Here is a 21,335-nt window from a genome sequence, read left to right as displayed (position 1 = left end):
GGCGCAGGTTAACACGCCCTGAGCTTTAAACGCCTTTATAAGCAGCGCTTCGATACTATCAAGCGCTGTTTTTTCTTGCATAAAATTGGTTTTTTGTTAACCTACTTGCCTTCCATTTTTTGTCTTTTAGAGGTGTATATGGCGTTTTTATCTCGTGCGATTTTATCGCTGTCCATTGCACTTTCAAGTACCGCTGCCTTTGCTCAAAAACCGTGTGATGTTGAACTCAGACATGGTCTAATTATTACCGATGACGTAATACGAATTGTTGATAAAGGCCAAACACGAGTGCAAATTAACAACAATACCCAGCTCTTTATTCGTGGCTATTGGGTCGATTTAGGTGAAGATGAAAGCAAAGTACTGGAGCAATTTAGCCAAGGCATTCGCCAAACAGTACCCGAACTTGTAAATTTAGCCACCGACGGTGTTAATTTAGGGCTGAGTGCTATTGAGCAGGTGGTTGAGGGCATGTCGGATAAAGAGCCTGAAGTACTTAAAACCCAACTGCAATACGTAGAACGCGCGTTGATGGATAAGTTTAAGCGAGGCGACGACTTTTTTTTTATAGCTCCGCAATCACTTTCTCAAATTGATGACTTTTTTACAAAAGAAATAAGCCAAAAAATCCACTCGGCGGTTCATGGCTCGTTAGGTGCTATTTTAGTGTCTTTAGGGGATGCGTTTAAATCGCGTGAAGGCAATATTGAGGATCGCATTAACGATATGGGTCAACGCATGGATATCATCACGAAAGAGATTGATAAGTCATTGCAAAAAAAAGCAGACCAATTAGAGCTAAAAGCATCAGAATATTGCGAATACCTCAACACCTTAGATGTCACCGAATCTCGCTTACAAGCGATTGTACCGGGCATGGCAGACTTTGATTTAGTGCAAATTAAATCGTAAGGGAAAGTGGTTCTATATCAGACCGGCCTATAGTTTGATCTCATTCTCGGTTAACAAGCGGTATTCGCCTGGCGCTAAGTCTTCATCTAACTTAATACCCGCAATTTGCTCACGGTGTAATTCAACCACTTTGTTATCAACGGCGTAAAGCATGCGCTTTACCTGATGGTACTTTCCTTCACTAATTGATAAGCGTAAACCGTAGTTAGCTAAGCGCTCAGCAATAGCGGGGCGGGTGGCATCTTTTTCATTGTGTAGCATAACGCCTTCGCGTAATTGCTCAAGCGCTTCGTCGGTAATTGGTTCTTGGGTTTCAACTAGGTATGTTTTAAATTTATTACTGCGTGGTGAGGTAATTTTATGTGACCAGTCGCCATCGTTAGTGATAATAACTAAGCCTGTTGTGTCTATATCTAATCGGCCTGCTACATGAAAGTCACTCATATTTGGCTCATCAAGTAAGTCAAAAACTGTTTTGTGTAAGTCATCACTATTTGCGCACACATAACCAACAGGCTTATTTAGCATAAAGTAACGTTTACCTAAAAACACTAATGGCTCACCGTTATGTAATACGACATCGTCTTTTGCTAACTGAAAGTTATGTGCTGTGATCACCTCACCATTTACGCTTACTTCTTTACGCTTAATACTGGCGCGAGCTTGCGTGCGCGGTACTTCTGCTAAGTGGCTAATAAATTTATCTAAACGGCAAGGGAATTTCATTTTGGTTCACATTTTTAGTCGGCTACAATGGGCGCGATTATAGCCGATAGTGAAATACCATGACAGTGCACAGCACACTAATTTTAAACCTGTATAAGGCCAAAGTGGCCTCTGGTGAGCTGACGTACGATGCTGCCCAGCAACGTGCGGTTATGGCATTAAATACCTTAAGCCTACAACTTCAGACACCGGTGAAATGGTGGCAAAAAACACCAAATATAAACGGAGTTTATCTGTATGGGCCAGTAGGACGCGGTAAATCTATGTTAATGGATTTATTTTATAACAATGTGCCAGTGGTAAAAAAACAGCGACTTCACTTTCATCATTTTATAGCACATGTTCATAGCCAATTAGCTGAGCTACAAGGCCACGCTAATCCGCTTACATTGATAGCTAAAAAATGGGCTAAAAACATTAAAGTATTATGTTTTGATGAGTTTTTTGTCAGCGACATTGGCGATGCCATGATTATGGCTAGATTGTTTAAAGCGATGTTTGAGCAAGGTTTAGTGCTGGTGGCTACCTCTAATGCAAAACCAGAACTGCTTTATAGCAACGGCCTGCAACGCACGCGATTTTTACCTACTATCGATTTAATTAACAACCACTGCCACATAGTCAATGTGGCCGGTGAGGAGGATCATCGCTTTAGATACGGTAAAAACAACCGCCATTATTATATCAACTTACCGAGTGATGATTTTAAAGCTATTTTTGTGCAAGCGTATTCGCAGGTTACTTTTTCAGATGTAATAACGATTCACGGCCGTAAACTTAGCTACCAATTAAAAGCGCCTAGAGCCGTAATTATTGATTTTATGGCTTTATGTTCAGGCCCTCGTAGTGCAAACGACTATATGTTTTTAGCATCCCAGTTTGATGTGTTGTACGTTAATAATGTGCCTAAAATGGGTGAAACCGCAACGGGTAAAACGATTGTGCATGGAATAGAAGATAGCTACCAACGGGAAAAGCAAACGCTTGAAGAACACACTTTAGACGACGAGGCTCGACGCTTTATTGCATTAGTGGATGAATTTTACGACTGTCAAAAATTACTGATCATCAATGCTCAGGTAAATATAGATCAATTATATGTAGGTAAAAAGCTAAGCTTTGAATATGCGCGAACGCAATCACGGCTAGTGGAAATGCAAAATTGGTAAAAAACGCGCTTAACGGTTTATGGCTAAGCGCAAATCTAATTACTTTACTTACTGTAGCCATTTGGATTGTTTGACTGCCAGCGCCATGTATCTTGCATCATGGCATCAATTCCGCGTTTAGCTTCCCAGCCCAGCTCATTAAGGGCTTTTTCTGGTGCGGCGTAACATGCAGCAATATCGCCAGGGCGACGAAGTGATACTTGGTATGGTACTGCTTGGTTACTTGCTTTAATAAATGCATTAACCATTTGCAGAACAGAATAGCCATTACCAGTGCCAAGGTTATATACAAGTGCACCCGTATTTGTAGCTATTTTATCAAGCGCTTTTAAGTGGCCAATAGCTAAATCTACAACGTGAATGTAGTCGCGTACGCCTGTGCCATCAATGGTGTCGTAATCATCACCAAATACGGCTAACTGCTTGAGTTTACCCACTGCTACTTGAGCAATGAATGGTAATAAATTATTAGGAATGCCATTAGGATCTTCACCAATTAGGCCCGATTCGTGAGCACCTACTGGATTAAAGTAACGCAAAATAGCAAACGCAAAGCGCTCGTCAGATTTAGCGATATCCTGGAGCATCATTTCTACCATCAATTTTGAGGTACCGTATGGGTTAGTTGTGCCACCAACAGGAAAGTCTTCTTTAATAGGCAAACTTGCCGGGTCACCATAAACGGTGGCAGATGAGCTAAACACTAACTTAAATACGCCCGCATCTCGCATAGCATCAACTAAGGTTAACGTGCCTTGCACATTATTTTGGTAATACTCTACTGGTTTAGCAACCGATTCGCCAACCGACTTTAAGCCTGCAAAATGAATAACGCTGTTAACCGTATGCTTTGCAAATACTGAATCTAAAAAAGCTTTATCGAGTATGTCACCTTGATAAAAAGTTACTTCTTTTCCCGTAATTTGTTTAACGCGAGCCAGAGACTCTTGCGATGAATTTGCTAAATTATCTATAACAACAACATCACTTCCTTGTTGCAAAAGTTCTAAAACGGTATGCGAGCCAATATAGCCTGCGCCACCGGTTACTAAAATAGTCATGAAAGCTCCGAAGGGTTCTTTATTCAGTTATTTTAATTTCAACATAAAATGGCAGAGTTTACATGCTTTATATTTAATTTTTAGTTTGCAAAGAAGATGTTTTAACGTAGTTTTAAAAGGTACATCAGATTACATTTTGTTCGTTTATAATTACATTTAACAACTATGATTAAGTTATAGTTAATATATATCTGTTAGTATAATTTAATTAAGGTAAGCAACAAAATCATACCATATACATTGTGTTATGGATTACTTTTTGGAGATAGCTATGAACTCAGTTACAAAAATTTCAATGGCACTGTGTGTTGTATTGCCACTATTTACACATGCTGGCGAGTCTGCAGTTAAGTGGCATGACTTTAAAGACTATCGCGATGTGCGTGCATCAAACCAAACTAAAGCGTCTTACCATAAGCAAATTACGAAGCAGTTTGAAAAACACTTTTCCAAGCTTGCTGAGCAACTGCCAAAAGATTATAAGCTAAATGTCGAAATTACAGATGTTGATTTAGCTGGTGATGTACGTTTCAGTGGCACAAGTGAAATTCGCGTTGTTGAACCTATTTTTTTCCCACGTATTAACCTGAACTATTCGTTAGTTAATAAAGAAGGCGATGTAATAAGTGAAGCAAATGATGTTGAACTCAAAGACATGGGCTTTATGGATAGAATAAGAAGAGGCCGAGAGGAGTCATTTGACCACGAAAAAAGATTACTCACACAGTGGTTTGGCGAACAAGTATTAACAAGTATTGATTGAGTTAACTTGCCGCTTAAGAGCGGCAAGTGATTAACTTTGGTTACTTAAACGTGGCAAGTAAAGTGAGTAATTGTTGTAATTTAATGACGGTTGTTTTTAACTTTTCTTCGTTAAAGCCATCGGTAGATAAACTTTCTACGTCGGCTGCAACGTCTAGTACATAGGGTTTGAAACGCTTTGCCTCAAAGTCAAAACCAGCGTCTTTTCCAAATAAGGCTTTAAATTTACCATGGCCTTGTTGTTGTAATTCGTCTAGTTTTTTGTCGGCATCAAGTGACTGACGATAAACAATTTTTAAGTTAGCGTTGAGTTGTTCAATTATAGAATCCATGGTTTTCCTAAAGCTTTGTACTGCATGGCCGATATAATACGTGGATTACATTTAAAAGTCAGGTTAGTAATATGAATATATCAGGTTCAAGTTTACCCGTTATGTCAGGGGCTAGCGAAAGTGGTGAAGTTTACAGCGCTTCTTTGGCTAAAAAACAGCAACAGGCAGACGGCGCAGCTGCGCTTGCACTAATTGAAGGTGCTGCGCAATCATCAAGTGCGCAAACACCGGCTAAATCGGTGACTGCAACACTTGGTAATAACATAAACGTATACGTTTAAATATCGCTCTAAATAAGTTTGAGGTCGATAGGGGTCTTACTTTTTTGACCGCCTATTTCTCTTACTAATTTAGGCACTAAAAATCCGGGCAGAGCTTTTAAAAGCTCTGCCATTATTTTTATTGCTTGCTCTTCGTTAATATCAAAGTGACTTGCGCCTTCAACTTTATCTAGCAAATACAAATAATACGGCAGCACGTCGGCATCAAATAACGCTTCACTTAAATTTATTTGTGCGTCAACCGTATCGTTCACGTCTTTTAAAATAACCGCTTGGTTTAATAGCATAACGCCTGCATGCTTAAGCTTTTGCATTGCGGCTTTAAACTCATCATCTATTTCGTTGGCGTGATTTATATGGTTTATAAATACAATTTTTAGTGGTGATTTTTGTAAGCGGGCACATAGCTCGTCGGTAATTCTCGCAGGTATCACGACAGGCAAACGGCTGTGTATTCGCATACGTTTTATTTGTGGTAATTTTTCAAGCTCATCTAAAAACCAGCTAATGGCATCGTCTTTGGCCATAAGCGGGTCGCCACCACTTAAGATCACTTCGTTTATATTGGTATCTGATTTTATATAGCTAAGGGCATCTAGTAGGCTTTTTTTATTAAGTTGGTTTTCTTGATACGGAAAATGACGTCTAAAACAATACCGACAATTTACCGCGCAACCGGTTTTAAACATAACTAAAACACGCGATTTATACTTATGTAAAATCCCGGGTTGGGAGTTGTCTTGCTCAAGCAAAGGATCTTTATTAAACCCCGATTTTTTTAAAAACTCTTGATGGCGAGGCATAACTTGTAGCAATAGAGGATCGTTTGCATCACCTTTACGCATTTTTTTTATAAAAGGCACTGGCACCCGTACCGGAAATAAACTGCGAGCTTTTAGGTCGTTTTCATGGACTTGGCTCGATAAACCAACCATTTCAAGCAAGGTTTTTGGACAGGTAACTACATTTGCTAATTCTTTTTGCCAGTTTTTATGCAAATTTGCTTCATTTCTTTGTATCATTGGCACGTAGATTACTCGAAAAAATTAAAATAGAGGAAACGATGGCGAATTATAGCACCAACGAGTTCAAGGGCGGCCTAAAAATTATGATGGACGGCGAGCCTTGCAGTATCTTAGAAAATGAAATGGTAAAACCTGGTAAAGGCCAAGCGTTTAACCGTGTTCGTATCCGCAAGCTTATTTCTGGCAAGGTACTTGAAAAAACCTTTAAATCAGGTGAATCGGTTGAAGGTGCTGATGTTATGGATACGGACTTAGCGTATCTTTATACAGACGGTGAATTTTGGCATTTCATGAATAACGAAACATTTGAGCAAATTGCTGCTGACGAGAAAGCATTAGGCGATGCTGGCAAATGGTTAGTTGAAAACGATGTATGTACTATCACACTATGGAATGGCAGCCCAATTGCAGTTACTCCACCAAACTTTGTAGAGCTTGAGATCACTGAAACAGATCCTGGCCTAAAAGGTGATACAGCGGGCACGGGTGGTAAACCAGCAACGCTTAGCACGGGTGCAGTAGTTCGTGTTCCATTATTCGTTCAAATTGGCGAAGTAATTAAAGTAGACACCCGCAGTGGTGAGTACGTAGGCCGTGTTAAGTAATATTTAACGTATCTTAATAATACCAATCCGCAAAGAGCAACACGGCCTAAGCGAATTGGTATAAATCCCAGCCTATGCTGGGATTTTTTTTGGAGAAAATATGTCAGCAACACTTTGGGCGCCCAGCGCAAATATAAAAACATTAAAACAACGCGCAGAAATTTTACGCACAATTCGTGAATTTTTTTACGTACGAGATGTAATGGAAGTAGAAACACCGAGCTTAAGTGCTGCTAGTGTCACTGATGTTCACTTGGCAAGTTTTAATACTTCATTTATGGGCCCCGGGCATGCTGGTGGTTTGCCTCTTTATTTACAAACATCCCCCGAGTTTGCAATGAAACGCTTGTTAGCGGCCGGTTCAGGCGCTATTTTTCAGCTTTGCAAAGCATTTAGAAATGAAGAGGCGGGCAGCCATCATAACCCTGAGTTCACGATGCTTGAGTGGTATCGTCCTGGGTTTGACGAATTTGCATTGATGGATGAAATGGATGAGCTAATGCAGTGTGTACTTAATGTGGAGCCAGCAACGCGTATTACTTATCAGGATGCATTTAAACAAGTATTAGGCCTGGATCCACTAACAGCATCTTTAGATCAACTAAAGGCGCATGCTTGTGAGCACGGCTTTGCTGACATAGCTAAAAACGAAACTCATAAAGATACCTTGCTACAGCTATTATTTTGTATGAAAGTAGAACCGAGCATTGGGCAAACTAAACCCTGTTTTGTCTATCACTTTCCTGCCTCACAAGCGGCACTGGCACAGATTTGTGAGCACGATAACCGGGTAGCAGGGCGCTTTGAGCTTTATTATAAAAATATGGAGCTAGCGAATGGCTTTAACGAGCTAACCAACGCAACAGAACAAGCTAAACGCTTTGATGAAGATAACCAGTATCGTGAAGCGCACGGTTTAAAACAAGTTCCGATGGATTCGCGCTTAATTGCTGCATTGGAGCATGGTTTACCGCAATGTTCAGGCGTAGCATTGGGGATTGATAGGCTGGTAATGCTAGCAACTAACAAAGACACAATTAAAGATGTAATTGCCTTTGATGTAGATAGAGCCTGATACTTGCCCTGTAAGCGCAAAGCTTGCTGGCGCGTTAAAGCGAGGTTTTGAAAGGTTGTTTGATTATATCGATTGTACTTAAATTAAAGTAATTAGAGGCGTTGCTTCTAACGTGAGCAAGCTCAACGTCTACAAGTAAAAACACCGCGCTTTAATTAAGCGCGGTGTTTCTAATCTTTAACTGACAACTTACAGCTCTAACGTAAACGTTATACCTGCTACTCTTGGCTCACCTAATTGTGTGTAGGTATGCGTTTCGTAGCCATCAAGTGGGTCGTTACCGAACTCAAAACCACGCGTCGGCACAGCTTCATCAAACACGTTGCGTGCCCATGCACGAACTGACCACATGTCAGCGTCGTAGCCGAAGCTTAAGTTAACTAAGTTGCTGTTAGGCGCTTTTGAGTTATGGCTGTCTGAGAAGTAGTAATCATCTTTCCCTTCAATACCCACCATGGCATAGAAAGCATTGGTAAAATTGTAGCGTGCGGTAAATGCATATTGGTACTTAGGCGATTGGGCTTGTTCACGGCCATCTTGGTTTAAACCAGATTGCGTTACAAAGTTATCTATTTCTGTATCTAAGTAACCAGCGCTACCGGTTAATAATAGGTTGTCGGTGAGTCGGTAGTTACCTTCAATTTCAAGTCCGTAGTTACTACCAGAGCTTGCGTTATCAACGTAGCCTGTAAACTGCTGGCCTTCAACTTGCCATGCTTTTAACTGTATGTCGTCGCGGTGCATATAAAATGCCGCAAGGCGAAGTGTTAAAGCGTCATCGAGTGATGATCCTTTAACGCCAAATTCACTGCTCCATAAGTATTCAGGGTCGAAGCTGGTGTGCTGTTGAAAAAAGTTAGCGTCTAGGTTTAGGCCTTCATCTTTTGCTTTTGCAAGCGCTTCAGAATTAATACCACCGGCTTTGTAACCACGCGTAATACTTGCATAGATCATAGTGCGATCTATTACTTGATACTCAAGCGCGACTTTACCACCGAGCATAACATCGTCGGTTTCTTGTATAAAACCGTTACTGTCGGTGTAATCACCTTGGTATTGCTCAACACGTAGGCCTGTTATTAAGGTGGTTTTTGGGCCAATAGGGGTTGCTACTTGGCCATACAATGCAATATTGCTGGTTTCATAAGTAGAGGCAAATGGGCTTGCAAGCCATGTGTATTGGCGCTCTAAATCAACATTGCGGTTTTGATAATAAAGACCCGCAACCCAGTTACCGGTTTTATCGTTAAACTGTAAGTTAGCTGATTGATCATCGCGATCGCGATTGTAAATATCAGTAGAGCTGTAACCCCAAGGGTGTAAGCCTGCAGCACAAAGTTGCGGCTCGTTAATATCATTACAAACCCAGTCTTCATCGTAGCTATAAAGTAACTCGCTATCGATTGCTGAAACATTAAGGCTTACATCAAATTTATCTAAACCCGTGTAAGTGTTAGCAATACCTACCGCGTAACTTTTTTGGTTATCTTGACCTGGTTCATCCGCAACGCTGTCGCGGCTATTGTCGAGCGTAAAGGCATCGTAACCATTGTTTATATCAATATAATGAAAATTTAACTCAGTGTTTAGGTTTTCAGTAAGCTGAGAGTTTAACTTAAAGCGTGCAACTTGCTCGTCTTGATTTTGTGTCGACTCGTTCAAGTATAAGTTGTCTACGTAGCCGTCAGATTTTCTGCGAAAGTAACTAACACGAGCCGTTGTATCGTCGGTCAAACCAGTGCTTGCTGCAAGGCCTGCTTCATGGCTGTTGTATGTGCCAGCACCTAAGTGCAGTTTTAAACTCGGATCGCTAGTTGCTTTAGCTGATTGCATTTGGATCATACCGGCCATGCCGTCTGCACCAAAGCGTGTTCCTTGAGGTCCACGGTAAATTTCTACTTGGTCAATATCAAATAATAATGAACTGCCACCAAGGCCAGAGTAGTTAATGCCATCAATAACTAAACCAACCGAAGGGTTAATAGGGTCAACAAATTGTGAGCGTAAACCCACGCCACGAATTTGTATAAAACGCCCACGAGACGCACCCGCAGTGAAGTTTACGTTAGCGGCACTGCCTAATATTTCGTCTAAGTAACTTGCACCACGTAGGCTTATTTCTTCTTCACTGAGTAAACTTGCACTGGCACTTAAAGTTTGAATAGTTTCTCGTTGAAAGTCACCGGTGACCACTATTTTTTCTATGTCGCTATCATCAGCATTAGCTGAAAAAGGGGCACTCATTAGCGGCAAAAGTGCGGCAGTGATTAAAGACAAACGTAAGTTCATTTTGTTACTTAACTCCATTTTAGGGGCTTATGCTGGGGTCTGTTGACCTTTTAGTATTAATCTTAAAAGACAAACTGACCCTAGTAATTATTTTTATACCTGTGTTATAACGCAGCGATTATACGTAAAAAAACTAGGATTACTAATATGACTTTTAAAGTTGATTTTAAAGTACGTCATTACGAATGCGATTTACAAGGGATCGTTAATAACAGTGTTTATTTTAATTATTTAGAACATGCCCGCCATGAATTCCTATTTTCGAACGGTGTAGACTTTGCATTACTTGCTAAGCAAAAAGTTAATTTAGTTGTGATTCGTAGTGAAGTTGATTACAAGCACTCATTGGTGCCAGAAGATGAGTTTTATGTGTCTGTAAAGCCCGTTCGTCTAAGTCGTTTAAAGTTTGCGTTTGAGCAAACTATTGTACGTAAACACGACCAGCAAGTGATGCTTAAAGCAAAAGTAATAGGTACTGCCGTTAACGAAAAAGGGCGTCCTTTTTTACCACCCGAAATGCAAACCCTATTCAACAATAATGATTTAAGCTAACTCATATTCTATAAATAACGTTTTATGAACAAAAAATTACATTTAAAACATGCAAATTTAACGGATAAATCGCATAAATATTGTTATTATGACATTAATTAGACAATGAGTTAGTAGCAGTATGAAATTAGCAGCAATACCGATGCTTTTAATCGGTTTATGTGTTGGTTGCGCATCAACAGGGACCGTTACCAGTGAGCAGCTAAAGTACACACAATGGCAGTTATCTACAATTGATGATTTAGCCTTAGAGGAACAATACACGGCCTCCGTTAGCTTTATAGAAGCGCTTCAAGTAAATGGATTTGCAGGATGTAACCGATTCTTTGGTGAGGGTGAACTTAACGAAAGTAGCCTTAGTGTGCAAAAAGTTGGAATGACCCGAAAATCTTGCGGCGAAAAAACAGATAAGTTTGAACAGCAGTTTTTAAAAACGTTAAAGCAAGGTGCAACGCTTAGCATGCAAGGTCAAAAATTAGTTATGCAAGGCGAGCAAAAGTTTGTATTTGTTGCTAAATAAATTTTAGAGTTTTAAAAAATGACCCCTTGCGGGTCTTTTTTAACTGGCGTACACTCAACGCAGATTTAATAAGATTGTTTATTAAATCAACGAACAATTTATATACTTGTCGGAGTGCCTAAGTATGTTGCTTAGGCTGAGATCGCGAAAGCGGGATCCGTGAACCTGATCAGGTTAATACCTGCGTAGGGAACAAGCTGCCTAAAACGGGACGCTTGTGCGTCTTTTTTTATGCGTGCAATAAAGCGATACCCATTTTTATAGGCTGCAAAGTGGCATGAAGCTACTTTACGATCTTTCTCTATTCCTTTTGGAATATCTGACAAGACAACCCTTTAGTTATGAGGTAAGTCATGTCAAACACTACAAATAAATCATCGCGTCGCGAAACGCGCGCAGCTGCTTCTGAATATATTTATAATTTAACAGGGCAGCCATTTCCAAATTCTCAAAAAGTGTACGTTGAAGGTAGCCAGCCAGGCGTGCGTGTGGGTATGCGCGAAATAACACTCAGTGATACGTTTATTGGTGGCACCGACGAAAATCCGGTGTATGAATCTAATGAGCCCCTTCGTGTTTACGATACATCGGGCCCTTACACTGACCCAAATTTTGAATTAGATGTACGTAAAGGGTTACCAAAATTTCGTGAGCAATGGATTGCAGGGCGCAACGATACAGAAGTACTCGATTCGGTCACCTCGCAGTTTGCACAGCAGCGTATGGCTGATGATGGACTTGATCATATTCGATTTGATCACCTACCAAAAATTCGCCGTGGTAAAGCGGGCAAAAATGTCACACAAATGCATTACGCCCGCCAAGGTATTGTAACGCCAGAGATGGAATACGTTGCAGTGCGAGAAAATATGGGGCGTGCAAAGATTCGAGAAGAGTTATTAGCTGCGCAACATAAGGGTGAGTCGTTTGGCGCGAGTATTCCCGATTTTATAACCCCTGAATTTGTACGTGACGAAATAGCACGCGGCCGCGCAATTTTACCTAACAATATCAACCATCCAGAAACCGAACCAATGATCGTGGGCCGTAACTTTTTGGTTAAAGTGAACGCTAATATAGGTAATTCATCGGTCACTTCATCTATTGAAGAAGAAGTAGAAAAAATGGTGTGGTCGACTCGTTGGGGCGCCGATACCGTAATGGATTTATCAACAGGGCGCTATATTCACGAAACACGTGAGTGGGTAGTACGTAACTCGCCTGTACCCATTGGTACTGTGCCTATTTATCAGGCCCTTGAAAAAGTAAACGGTGTAGCTGAAGACTTAACGTGGGAAATATTCCGCGATACCCTAATTGAACAAGCAGAGCAGGGCGTGGACTACTTTACTATTCATGCCGGTGTGCTTTTGCGCTACGTCCCGATGACGGCAAAACGTGTTACAGGTATTGTATCGCGCGGTGGCTCTATTATGGCCAAATGGTGTTTAGCGCACCATAAAGAGAACTTTTTATACACGCACTTTGAAGATATTTGTGAAATTTTAAAACAATACGATGTGTGTTTTTCATTAGGCGATGGCCTTCGCCCAGGCTCTATTGCTGATGCAAACGATGAAGCACAATTTAGTGAGTTACGTACATTAGGCGAGCTAACACAAATAGCATGGAAGCATGACGTACAAGTATTTATTGAAGGGCCAGGGCATGTGCCAATGCACATGATTAAAGCCAACATGGATGAGCAACTAGAACATTGTGGCGAAGCGCCATTTTATACTCTAGGCCCACTAACAACCGATATTGCACCAGGGTACGACCACATTACATCGGGTATTGGAGCGGCGCAAATAGCGTGGTATGGCTGTGCTATGTTGTGTTATGTAACGCCAAAAGAACATTTAGGCTTACCAAATAAAGAAGACGTTAAAGAAGGTTTAATTACCTACAAAATTGCAGCGCATGCCGCCGATTTAGCTAAAGGACACCCAGGCGCGCAAGAGCGCGATAATGCCTTGTCAAAAGCGCGTTTTGAGTTTAGATGGCATGACCAATTTAATATTGGTTTAGACCCTGAACGTGCACGCGAATACCACGACGAAACACTGCCACAAGAGTCGGGCAAAGTAGCTCATTTTTGCTCTATGTGTGGCCCTAAATTTTGCTCTATGAAAATCAGCCAAGAGGTACGCGATTACGCTAACGATTTAGAGGAGCGTGGTATTGATCCCAATAACGCGGGTGAGGCTATTGAAATTAAAATGATTGATGTAGAAGCGCAAATGAAAGCTAAATCAGAGGAGTTTAAGCAAACGGGCTCTGAAATTTATCACAAAGCGATATAATTCGACCTTAGGCTGCGGATATCTAACTACGTGCAATGAGGTGGCTACCTTAGCGCAAGATTGCATGTAGTTTGTGACTCGCGGCCAGCCAATGAAGGATTTTTTATGCAGTACCATATTGCCATTGTTGGATTTGGTTTAGCAGGAAGGCTTGCTGCACTCGAGCTAAGTAAGCAGCACAATGTGAGCGTGTTTGAGGCCGATGATGAACATGCTCTCAATAGCGCAGGCAAAGTTGCAGCAGCTATGCTTGCGCCATTGGCTGAGTCGGTATTGTGTGAAGCCGATTTAGCGCAAATGGGGTTGGATTCGATTAATCGCTGGCCACAAATAATTGAAGAGCTTGAACACGATGTGTTTTTTCAGCAGCAAGGCACATTAGTGGTTGCACATCAACAAGATAAAGGTGACCTTCAAAGCTTTACCCAGCGAATAAAACCCATAGCTGGGCACAATGCTGAGGCTTTAAATACTCAGAAAATAGCGCAGTTAGAGCCAGAACTTGCGAATCGTTTTAGCCAAGGTGTGTTTTTACCCTGTGATGGGCAAATAGATAACCAAGGCTTTTATAAAGCAAGCTATAGCATGCTTAATAGGCGAAAAGTGAAGTTTGTGTTTAATCAGCGGGTAACCATTAAAAATGGTGAAATTAATAATCGCCCGTTTGATTTTATTATTGATTGCAGAGGGCTTGGCGCAAAAAAAGAGCAACAGCTTCGTGGTGTAAGAGGTGAGGTTGCGCGACTTTATGCGCCAGAAGTTAATTTAACGCGCCCAGTGCGATTAATGCATCCGCGGTATCCTATTTATATTGCACCAAAACCTAATAATGAATATGTCATTGGTGCAACTGAAATTGAATCGCAAGACAGCGGCCCAGCCACTGTACGTTCAACACTAGAACTATTGTCGGCAGCTTACACTGTGCATAGTGGGTTTGCAGAAGGGCGTTTATTAGGAGTTCAAACAGGGCTCCGCCCTGCGTTTAGTGACAACAGACCGCAAGTAAAAAAATCAGGAAATGTTATTAGCATTAATGGCTTATATCGTCATGGCTATATGTTAGCCCCTGTTCTTGTTGCACAAGCGCTATCGTACATAGGTGAGAATTAAATGAAGATTACGTTAAACGGTGAGCTTTTAGATTTAACCTCTCATGCGTTACTTGAGATATTAAAAGAGTATGGAGCAATTGCCCCTTATGCGGTGGCTGTTAATGGCGTATTTATACCAAAAAGTCAGCATAACGGTTTTGTTATAAATGAAGGGGATAGCATTGAATTGTTATCGCCCATTCAAGGTGGGTAGGCGCATGCAAGTAAAAGACACGTTAAATATTTATGGTGAAGCAATTAATAGCCGATTATTAATTGGCACCGCTTTGTATCCATCGCCAGATATTATGACGCAATCAATTGAAGCATCCGGAGCGGGGGTTGTCACGGTATCACTAAGGCGCCAGCAAAGTGCAGAAGCAGGTGATGACTTTTGGCAATTGATAAAAAATACGGGTTTAAAAATATTGCCCAATACGGCCGGGTGTCACAGCGTAAAAGAAGCGGTAACCCTTGCTCAAATGTGTCGTGAAGTATTTGCTACCGATTGGATTAAGCTTGAGCTGATAGGTGATGACTATAACTTGCAACCTGATCCATTTGCTTTGCTTGAAGCCACAGAAATACTAATTAACGATGGGTTTAAAGTACTGCCTTATTGCACCGATGATTTAGTGCTTTGTCAGCGTTTAAATGACCTAGGATGCGAAGTGCTTATGCCATGGGGGGCACCAATAGGCACAGGAAAAGGCTTGTTAAATAGTTACAATTTAAAAACGATTCGTGAGCGCTTACCAAATACAACACTTATCGTGGATGCAGGGTTAGGTCTACCGTCGCATGCCTGCCAAGCGCTTGAATTAGGGTATGATGCTGTATTATTAAATTCAGCCATTGCTGGGGCGGGTTGCCCAAAAACTATGAGCCTTGCATTTAAGGCGGCGGTTGAGGCAGGGCGCTTTGCTTATAACGCTAAAGCAATGCCCGAAAAAGACCTCGCAGCACCCTCAACTCCTACAATGGGCATGCCGTTTTGGCATCAGCAGTAAGGAAATAAAATATATGAATAACGTAGTGTGGACAATTGCCGGATCTGATTCTGGCGGTGGCGCAGGTATTCAAGCCGATATAAAGGCAATGCAAAGTTTTGGTGTACATGGCTGTACCGCAATTACCGCGCTTACGGCGCAAAATAGTTTAGGTGTAGAAGCTATTAATGCGGTGTCTACCGATATTATTGAATCACAGCTTTTGGCACTTGAAAAAGACATGAAGGCCAAAGTAATTAAAATTGGCATGTTAGCAAATGTGCAGCAAATTCAATTAATCAGTGAACACATAAGCCACTACAAAGCTAAATGGCCAGTTCCACCAGTGATTGTTTACGACCCCGTTGCTATTGCCTCAAGCGGGGATGTATTAACCGAAGAAGATACCGTAAGCGCTATTAAAGAGTGCTTATTGCCGCTGGTGGATGTAATAACACCTAACACGCACGAGACTCAATTATTAACCGGCGTATATTTAATTGGCCCAAGCGCCGTTAAAGACGCTGCAAATAAACTGCTAAGTTGGGGAGCAAAGTCAGTGGTTATTAAAGGTGGGCATTGGGATTTCCCTAGTGGTTACTGTATTGATTACTGCATACAAAATAATGAAGAATATTGGCTAGGTAATAAAAAAACTCAAACCCCACACAACCATGGTACGGGATGCAGTATGGCGTCGGTTATTGCAGCGTGTTTAGCAAAAGATTATCCACTAAAAGATGCCTTTATTTTAGCCAAAGCTTATATAAACCGAGGTTTAAAGCAGTCGGTTAGGTACGGTGAAGGAATAGGGCCTGTAGCGCAAACATCATTTCCTACACATTTAGATGACTATCCTCAAGTTATAGAGCCAGGTAGCTGGCTTGGTGATGAACTTGATTTTGATGTGCCGCTTGAGTTTAATATTGCCGCTGATTTTGCACCCTGTGAAAGTAAACAATTAGGCTTGTACGCGGTTGTTGATAGTATTGACTGGCTAGAAAAGTGCTTACAGCAAGGGATCAAAACAGCACAATTACGTGTTAAAAATAAAACGGATACTGAGCTTGATGAACTCATAAAACAGGCTGTTGAACTAGGTAATAAGTACCGGGCTCACGTATTTATAAATGATTACTGGCAGTTAGCAATAAAGCACGGTGCTTATGGCGTGCATTTAGGCCAAGAAGACTTAGGCATTGCTAATTTAGCCGCCATTAAAAACGCAGGGTTAAGGCTTGGGCTTTCGACTCATGGTTTTTATGAAATGCTACGTGCGCATAACTACCGACCAAGTTACGTGGCATTTGGCGCTATTTATCCAACCACTACTAAAGATATGACAGGGCAAATACAAGGGCTCGATAAACTTAAAAAGTGTGTGCCATTAATGCAAAGTTACCCAACGGTTGCTATTGGCGGAATTGATTTAACCCGCGCAAATGAAGTTGCTAATACAGGCGTCGGTAGTGTTGCGGTAGTAAGGGCCATTAGTGAAGCGGATGACTATATTGCAGCTATTAGCTCGCTACAAAGCGCTATAAACCAGCCACATGGATAAGCTCAGCGATAAAGAAACCCTGCGTTATAGCCGCCACTTATTATTAAAAGAAGTGGGGCTAGAAGGGCAGTTAGCACTAAAGTCTGCCACTGTTGCTGTAGTCGGTGCAGGCGGTTTAGGCAGTCCAGCACTTTTGTATTTAGCGGCGGCAGGTATTGGAACGCTTATTTTAATAGACGATGATGCCGTTGATCTTTCAAACCTACAGCGCCAAGTGCTTTATAAAGTTAATCATTTAGGACAAAGTAAGGTAGCGGCCGCTGGTAAAGTATTAACGAGCCTCAATAATCAAATAAATATAGTAACGCAGAGTAAAAAGCTTGATGACGAGAATTGCGCTGAGCTTTTAAGCAATGCCGATGTAGTACTTGATTGCTCAGATAATTTTACCACGCGCTATGCAATTAACCGGTATTGCTTAGCGAATAAAACGCGTTTAATAGCTGGCGCAGCTATCGCGACAAGCGGGCAGTTAATGGGCTTTGATTTTACACAGACTCAAAGCCCTTGCTACGGCTGTATTTTTCCAAAAACGAGTGAAGCACCCGCTATTAATTGTAGTAATGCGGGGGTAATAAGCCCTTTATTAGGGATTGTTGGTTCTATGCAGGCACAACTTACGCTTAATTTTTTACTCGGGCATGTTGAGGGGAGTGCATTTATTACCTTTGATGCACTGAGTTTAAAGCAGCAACATTTTAAAGTAGTTAAAGATTTAAACTGTAAAGAGTGTGGTGGATAAAATAAGAGGTAATTCGCGGGGCTAAACTTGGGATTAAGCCATGAGAAGCTGCGCTTCTAACATGAGCAAGCTCATTGTCTACCAATAAAAAAGCACCGCATTTGTCATAAACGCGGTGCTTTTAATCTTTAACTAAAAACTAAAAACTTATAGCTCTTCACTTTCTTTAATTTTTGCAAACACAGTACCTAAGCGAGTAACCACTTCTGGTAGTTGATCGTCTAGTATGTTTGCTTTATTAGCACCCCATGCAAGCACTACCGTTGAGCCTAATTTAAAGCGACCCATTTCCTCGCCTTTCTTAAGTGTGATTGCGTTTTCACCGCTGGTCGGGTAATTCCAACTAAATACATCACTACCTGCTGGTGGAGTAACAGTACCGGCCCAAACAGTTTCTATGCTAGCGACAATAGTTGCGCCTACCAATACCATAGCGAGTGGACCTATTTCCGTTTCAAAAATAGCCACTACACGCTCGTTACGCGCAAATAAGTTGGGAACATTTTGCGCTGTAAGCGGATTTACCGAAAATAAATCACCCGGTACGTAAATCATTTTGCTTAATGTGCCATCAATAGGCATATGAATACGGTGGTAATCTTTCGGAGCTAAATAAATAGTTGCAAATTTACCACCTAAAAACGCAGTAGTATCGTCCTCAGACCCACCCAAAAGTGCCTGCAAGCTATAGTCGTGGCCTTTGGCTTGAATAAGCTGCCCATCAACTATGTCGCCTAGCTGGCTAATTGCACCATCTACTGGATGAATTATTGTATCAGCGTCTTCAACCATTGGACGAACGCCGTCTTTGAGTGGACGAGTAAAAAACTCGTTAAATGTTTTGTAATGAGACGGGTCTGAATATTTAGCCTCACTCATATCTATTTTATATTGCTTGATAAACAGTTTAATAAGCGTTGTTGTTAACGCACCGGCTTTTGCAGCTGCTAATTTACCCACAACGCGCGAAATAAAGTGTTTTGGCATTGCGTACTGCATTGCGATTTTAAATTTGTCTAAGCTCACGGTATTTTTCCTTAATTATACACGCGGCGCACGAGCGCCGGCACGGCCATCGGCCATTGATTCTAAAATTCGGTGGTAGCTGTCAAAACGTAGTTGCGAAATGTCGCCATTGGCTACGGCTTCTTTAATTATACAGCCCGGGTCATTTAAGTGTCTGCAGTCTCTAAAGCGGCATCCACCTATAAATTCTCTAAATTCTTTAAAGCACCAAGTTACACGCTCAACGTCTAAATGCCACAACCCAAATTCACGAATACCCGGCGAGTCAATTAAGTTACCGCCAGAGGGTAAGTGATGAAGGCGTGATACCGTTGTGGTGTGTTGGCCTAAGCCACTGTTTTCGGATACCTCTTTCGTTAATATTTCGGCATTTGGCAGTACAGTATTTACTAGGGTTGATTTACCCACGCCACTTTGACCTACAAAAATATTATTTTTACCAACAAGCATGTCTTTAAGCTCATCAATTCCTTCTCCGGTTATATTGCTGACAAGCAGTACGCGATAATTTAATTTGCGATAAATATCGAGCACGTTTTGAATATCTTTTAGGCCGGCTTCGTCGATTAAATCGATTTTGTTGAGGATTAAAATAGGCTCAATACCCATGTCTTCACAGGCAATTAAATAGCGATCAATAATGCTAGGGGTAAACTCAGGTAATACAGCAGAAACCATAAGTATTTGGTCAATATTTGCAGCAATTACTTTTACCCCATCGTAGAAATCGGGGCGAGTAAGCTGCGAGCGACGCTCTTGTGTTGCTTCAATAACTCCGGCTAAATCGCCTTCACTTACTTTAGCGCGACGAAATAACACTTCGTCGCCACATACTAAATTAGATACCGTTCGGCGTATATTACAGCGAAGCACGTCTCCATTTTGCGTTTCAACATCAGCGTGCTGGCCAAATCGACTGATCACAATGGCGCTTTCAACCTGACCTAAATTATCTGCCTGCCACTCTTGGGCACCTTTTTTAGCTGGTTTTGAACCTGCACTATTAATACGCTTTTGATGATTGGCCTTGATCTGACGCGATTGGCCTTTACTTAATTTTTTCTGTTTTGCCACGTTTGGCCTATAACCTTGTTTAAATGTCGGCTTTGAGCATAATACCAATTCGCAATAATACTTAACCGAGTTGGTATAAAAAAAGCTTTAGCTCGACGGTTGATGCTAATATGATATATCGAAATGCGTTGGATCTAAAGAAAAGCACCGTTTAAGGTAATTATGACTATTAATAAATCAAACTTAATTTGGCTCGATCTGGAAATGACCGGACTTGAACCTGCAACCGATAAAATACTTGAAATTGCAACTGTTGTCACTGATGCAGACCTTAATATATTAGCCGAGGGGCCAACTATTGCTATTCATCAAAGCGATGAATTACTTAATGGTATGGATGAGTGGTGTACTACTCAGCACGGTAAATCAGGCTTAACTGCGCGTTGTAAAGCAAGTACGTTTGATGAAGAGTATGCGGTAGCGCAAACATTAGAGTTTTTAAAGCAATGGGTGCCAGCCGGTGCATCCCCAATGTGCGGTAACTCTATTGGGCAAGACAGACGCTTTATGAATAAATATATGCGTGAACTCGAAGATTTTTTCCATTACCGCAACCTTGATGTAAGTACGATTAAAGAACTTGCTAGACGTTGGAAACCAGAAGTGCTCGCTCAAGTGAATAAAAAAGGCTCTCACCTTGCCTTAGACGACATTAAAGATTCGATTATGGAATTGAAGGTATACAGAGAAAAATTCTTTAATTTGTAAAAAACACTTGCAAACACATCGTATTATTGTAGAATCCTGCCCCGCTCAAGACGATAACCCCCGCGGGGTTAGTGCGCTTGAGCAAGCGATTATGCGGCACTAGCTCAGTTGCCGGAATGTTGAACGCGACGTGTCGCGCACCAACGGACAAATTACTGACTAACCATAATGCGGCACTAGCTCAGTTGGTAGAGCGCGACCTTGCCAAGGTCGAGGTCACGAGTTCGAGCCTCGTGTGCCGCTCCAATTTCTCACCAAAGAAATTGGAGTTAAAATATAGAAATGCGGTACTAGCTCAGTTGGTAGAGCGCGACCTTGCCAAGGTCGAGGTCACGAGTTCGAGCCTCGTGTACCGCTCCAATTTCTAACCAAAAATGCGGTACTAGCTCAGTTGCTAGAGTGTTGAACGCGACCTGTCGCGCACCAACCTAAAATAACTAAAGAAGTAAAAATGCGGTACTAGCTCAGTTGGTAGAGCGCGACCTTGCCAAGGTCGAGGTCACGAGTTCGAGCCTCGTGTACCGCT

At 41.5% G+C, this 21,335-nt stretch carries 22 protein-coding genes, 3 tRNA genes and 1 riboswitch; of the genes, 18 read left to right on the top strand and 7 right to left on the bottom strand.

Going from position 1 to position 21,335, the window contains the following annotated elements:
* Positions 1–138 precede the first annotated feature (138 nt).
* Positions 139–912, top strand: a complete 774-nt coding sequence (locus MTF67_RS02950) for a YggN family protein (RefSeq protein ID WP_006792053.1) — start codon at positions 139–141, stop codon at positions 910–912.
* Between the two features lie 27 nt (positions 913–939).
* Here MTF67_RS02950 and rsuA read toward each other — a convergent pair whose 3' ends face one another.
* Entirely contained in the window at positions 940–1,638 is a 699-nt protein-coding gene (rsuA, locus tag MTF67_RS02945) for a 16S rRNA pseudouridine(516) synthase RsuA (protein WP_006792054.1), read from the bottom strand.
* A gap of 59 nt (positions 1,639–1,697) precedes the next feature.
* Here rsuA and zapE point away from each other — a divergent pair, with 59 nt between their 5' ends.
* Positions 1,698–2,807, top strand: coding sequence for a cell division protein ZapE (gene zapE, locus MTF67_RS02940; protein ID WP_248518652.1), 1,110 nt, complete (start codon positions 1,698–1,700; stop codon positions 2,805–2,807).
* A 44-nt stretch (positions 2,808–2,851) separates the two neighbouring features.
* On the opposite strand, the gene galE is transcribed toward zapE, so the two are convergent.
* The gene (gene galE / locus MTF67_RS02935) at positions 2,852–3,868 is read right to left on the bottom strand and encodes a UDP-glucose 4-epimerase GalE (RefSeq protein WP_248518651.1); all 1,017 of its coding nucleotides are present in this window, start codon (positions 3,866–3,868) and stop codon (positions 2,852–2,854) included.
* A 271-nt stretch (positions 3,869–4,139) separates the two neighbouring features.
* Between galE and MTF67_RS02930 the strand changes: the two genes are divergently transcribed.
* Positions 4,140–4,631, top strand: a complete 492-nt coding sequence (locus MTF67_RS02930) for a DUF3016 domain-containing protein (protein WP_006792057.1) — start codon at positions 4,140–4,142, stop codon at positions 4,629–4,631.
* Positions 4,632–4,671: 40 nt separating this feature from the next.
* Here the strand turns inward: MTF67_RS02930 and MTF67_RS02925 are convergent, their stop codons facing one another.
* Positions 4,672–4,962, bottom strand: a complete 291-nt coding sequence (locus MTF67_RS02925; RefSeq protein ID WP_039036353.1) for a hypothetical protein — start codon at positions 4,960–4,962, stop codon at positions 4,672–4,674.
* 71 nt (positions 4,963–5,033) lie between these two features.
* On the opposite strand from MTF67_RS02925, the gene MTF67_RS02920 reads away from it, so the two are divergent.
* On the top strand, positions 5,034–5,243 hold the full coding sequence (locus MTF67_RS02920) for a hypothetical protein (RefSeq protein ID WP_006792059.1): 210 nt from the start codon (positions 5,034–5,036) through the stop codon (positions 5,241–5,243).
* A gap of 8 nt (positions 5,244–5,251) precedes the next feature.
* Here the strand turns inward: MTF67_RS02920 and epmB are convergent, their stop codons facing one another.
* Positions 5,252–6,265, bottom strand: a complete 1,014-nt coding sequence (gene epmB, locus MTF67_RS02915) for an EF-P beta-lysylation protein EpmB (protein WP_248518650.1) — start codon at positions 6,263–6,265, stop codon at positions 5,252–5,254.
* A gap of 41 nt (positions 6,266–6,306) precedes the next feature.
* Between epmB and efp the strand changes: the two genes are divergently transcribed.
* Entirely contained in the window at positions 6,307–6,873 is a 567-nt protein-coding gene (gene efp / locus MTF67_RS02910; RefSeq protein ID WP_006792061.1) for an elongation factor P, read from the top strand.
* A gap of 100 nt (positions 6,874–6,973) precedes the next feature.
* Positions 6,974–7,948: an elongation factor P--(R)-beta-lysine ligase gene (gene epmA, locus MTF67_RS02905; protein WP_248518649.1), complete on the top strand. Its 975-nt coding sequence runs from the start codon at positions 6,974–6,976 to the stop codon at positions 7,946–7,948.
* Between the two features lie 189 nt (positions 7,949–8,137).
* Here the strand turns inward: epmA and MTF67_RS02900 are convergent, their stop codons facing one another.
* Positions 8,138–10,255, bottom strand: coding sequence for a TonB-dependent receptor (locus MTF67_RS02900; protein WP_248518648.1), 2,118 nt, complete (start codon positions 10,253–10,255; stop codon positions 8,138–8,140).
* A 129-nt stretch (positions 10,256–10,384) separates the two neighbouring features.
* Here MTF67_RS02900 and MTF67_RS02895 point away from each other — a divergent pair, with 129 nt between their 5' ends.
* From MTF67_RS02895 to MTF67_RS02860, 8 genes are all read left to right on the top strand, one after another.
* Complete coding sequence (locus tag MTF67_RS02895) at positions 10,385–10,789, top strand: acyl-CoA thioesterase (protein WP_008130241.1); 405 nt, start codon at positions 10,385–10,387, stop codon at positions 10,787–10,789.
* 121 nt (positions 10,790–10,910) lie between these two features.
* A complete protein-coding gene (locus MTF67_RS02890) occupies positions 10,911–11,309 on the top strand; it encodes an META domain-containing protein (protein WP_033025531.1) in 399 nt (132 codons plus the stop codon).
* 100 nt (positions 11,310–11,409) lie between these two features.
* Positions 11,410–11,518: riboswitch (TPP riboswitch) on the top strand.
* 144 nt (positions 11,519–11,662) lie between these two features.
* Positions 11,663–13,615: a phosphomethylpyrimidine synthase ThiC gene (thiC, locus tag MTF67_RS02885; protein WP_008130246.1), complete on the top strand. Its 1,953-nt coding sequence runs from the start codon at positions 11,663–11,665 to the stop codon at positions 13,613–13,615.
* Positions 13,616–13,720: 105 nt separating this feature from the next.
* A complete protein-coding gene (locus MTF67_RS02880; protein WP_248518647.1) occupies positions 13,721–14,728 on the top strand; it encodes an FAD-dependent oxidoreductase in 1,008 nt (335 codons plus the stop codon).
* Positions 14,729–14,923 (top strand): sulfur carrier protein ThiS, encoded by a 195-nt coding sequence (thiS, locus tag MTF67_RS02875; protein ID WP_006792068.1) that lies wholly within the window; start codon positions 14,729–14,731, stop codon positions 14,921–14,923.
* Positions 14,924–14,927: 4 nt separating this feature from the next.
* A complete protein-coding gene (locus MTF67_RS02870; RefSeq protein ID WP_248518646.1) occupies positions 14,928–15,719 on the top strand; it encodes a thiazole synthase in 792 nt (263 codons plus the stop codon).
* Positions 15,720–15,732: 13 nt separating this feature from the next.
* Positions 15,733–17,259, top strand: coding sequence for a thiamine phosphate synthase (gene thiE, locus MTF67_RS02865; RefSeq protein ID WP_248518645.1), 1,527 nt, complete (start codon positions 15,733–15,735; stop codon positions 17,257–17,259).
* Positions 17,252–18,001 (top strand): HesA/MoeB/ThiF family protein, encoded by a 750-nt coding sequence (locus MTF67_RS02860; protein WP_248518644.1) that lies wholly within the window; start codon positions 17,252–17,254, stop codon positions 17,999–18,001. The genes thiE and MTF67_RS02860 overlap by 8 nt, the downstream gene beginning before the upstream one ends.
* A gap of 147 nt (positions 18,002–18,148) precedes the next feature.
* Here the strand turns inward: MTF67_RS02860 and asd are convergent, their stop codons facing one another.
* Both asd and rsgA read right to left on the bottom strand, forming a co-directional pair.
* On the bottom strand, positions 18,149–19,027 hold the full coding sequence (gene asd / locus MTF67_RS02855) for an archaetidylserine decarboxylase (RefSeq protein ID WP_248518643.1): 879 nt from the start codon (positions 19,025–19,027) through the stop codon (positions 18,149–18,151).
* 15 nt (positions 19,028–19,042) lie between these two features.
* Entirely contained in the window at positions 19,043–20,101 is a 1,059-nt protein-coding gene (gene rsgA / locus MTF67_RS02850; RefSeq protein WP_248518642.1) for a small ribosomal subunit biogenesis GTPase RsgA, read from the bottom strand.
* Positions 20,102–20,263: 162 nt separating this feature from the next.
* Between rsgA and orn the strand changes: the two genes are divergently transcribed.
* The 4 genes from orn to MTF67_RS02830 all read left to right on the top strand — a co-directional run bounded on the left by orn (position 20,264) and on the right by MTF67_RS02830 (position 21,335).
* Positions 20,264–20,809, top strand: a complete 546-nt coding sequence (gene orn / locus MTF67_RS02845) for an oligoribonuclease (protein ID WP_008130263.1) — start codon at positions 20,264–20,266, stop codon at positions 20,807–20,809.
* A gap of 170 nt (positions 20,810–20,979) precedes the next feature.
* Positions 20,980–21,055: transfer RNA gene (locus MTF67_RS02840), tRNA-Gly, on the top strand.
* A gap of 38 nt (positions 21,056–21,093) precedes the next feature.
* Positions 21,094–21,169: transfer RNA gene (locus MTF67_RS02835), tRNA-Gly, on the top strand.
* A 93-nt stretch (positions 21,170–21,262) separates the two neighbouring features.
* A tRNA-Gly gene (locus tag MTF67_RS02830) sits at positions 21,263–21,335 on the top strand.

Origin of the sequence: Pseudoalteromonas sp. 2CM32C (genome assembly GCF_023161925.1) — a bacterium.
Classification (GTDB): domain Bacteria; phylum Pseudomonadota; class Gammaproteobacteria; order Enterobacterales; family Alteromonadaceae; genus Pseudoalteromonas; species Pseudoalteromonas marina.
This window is presented reverse-complemented; position numbering and strand designations above follow the sequence as displayed.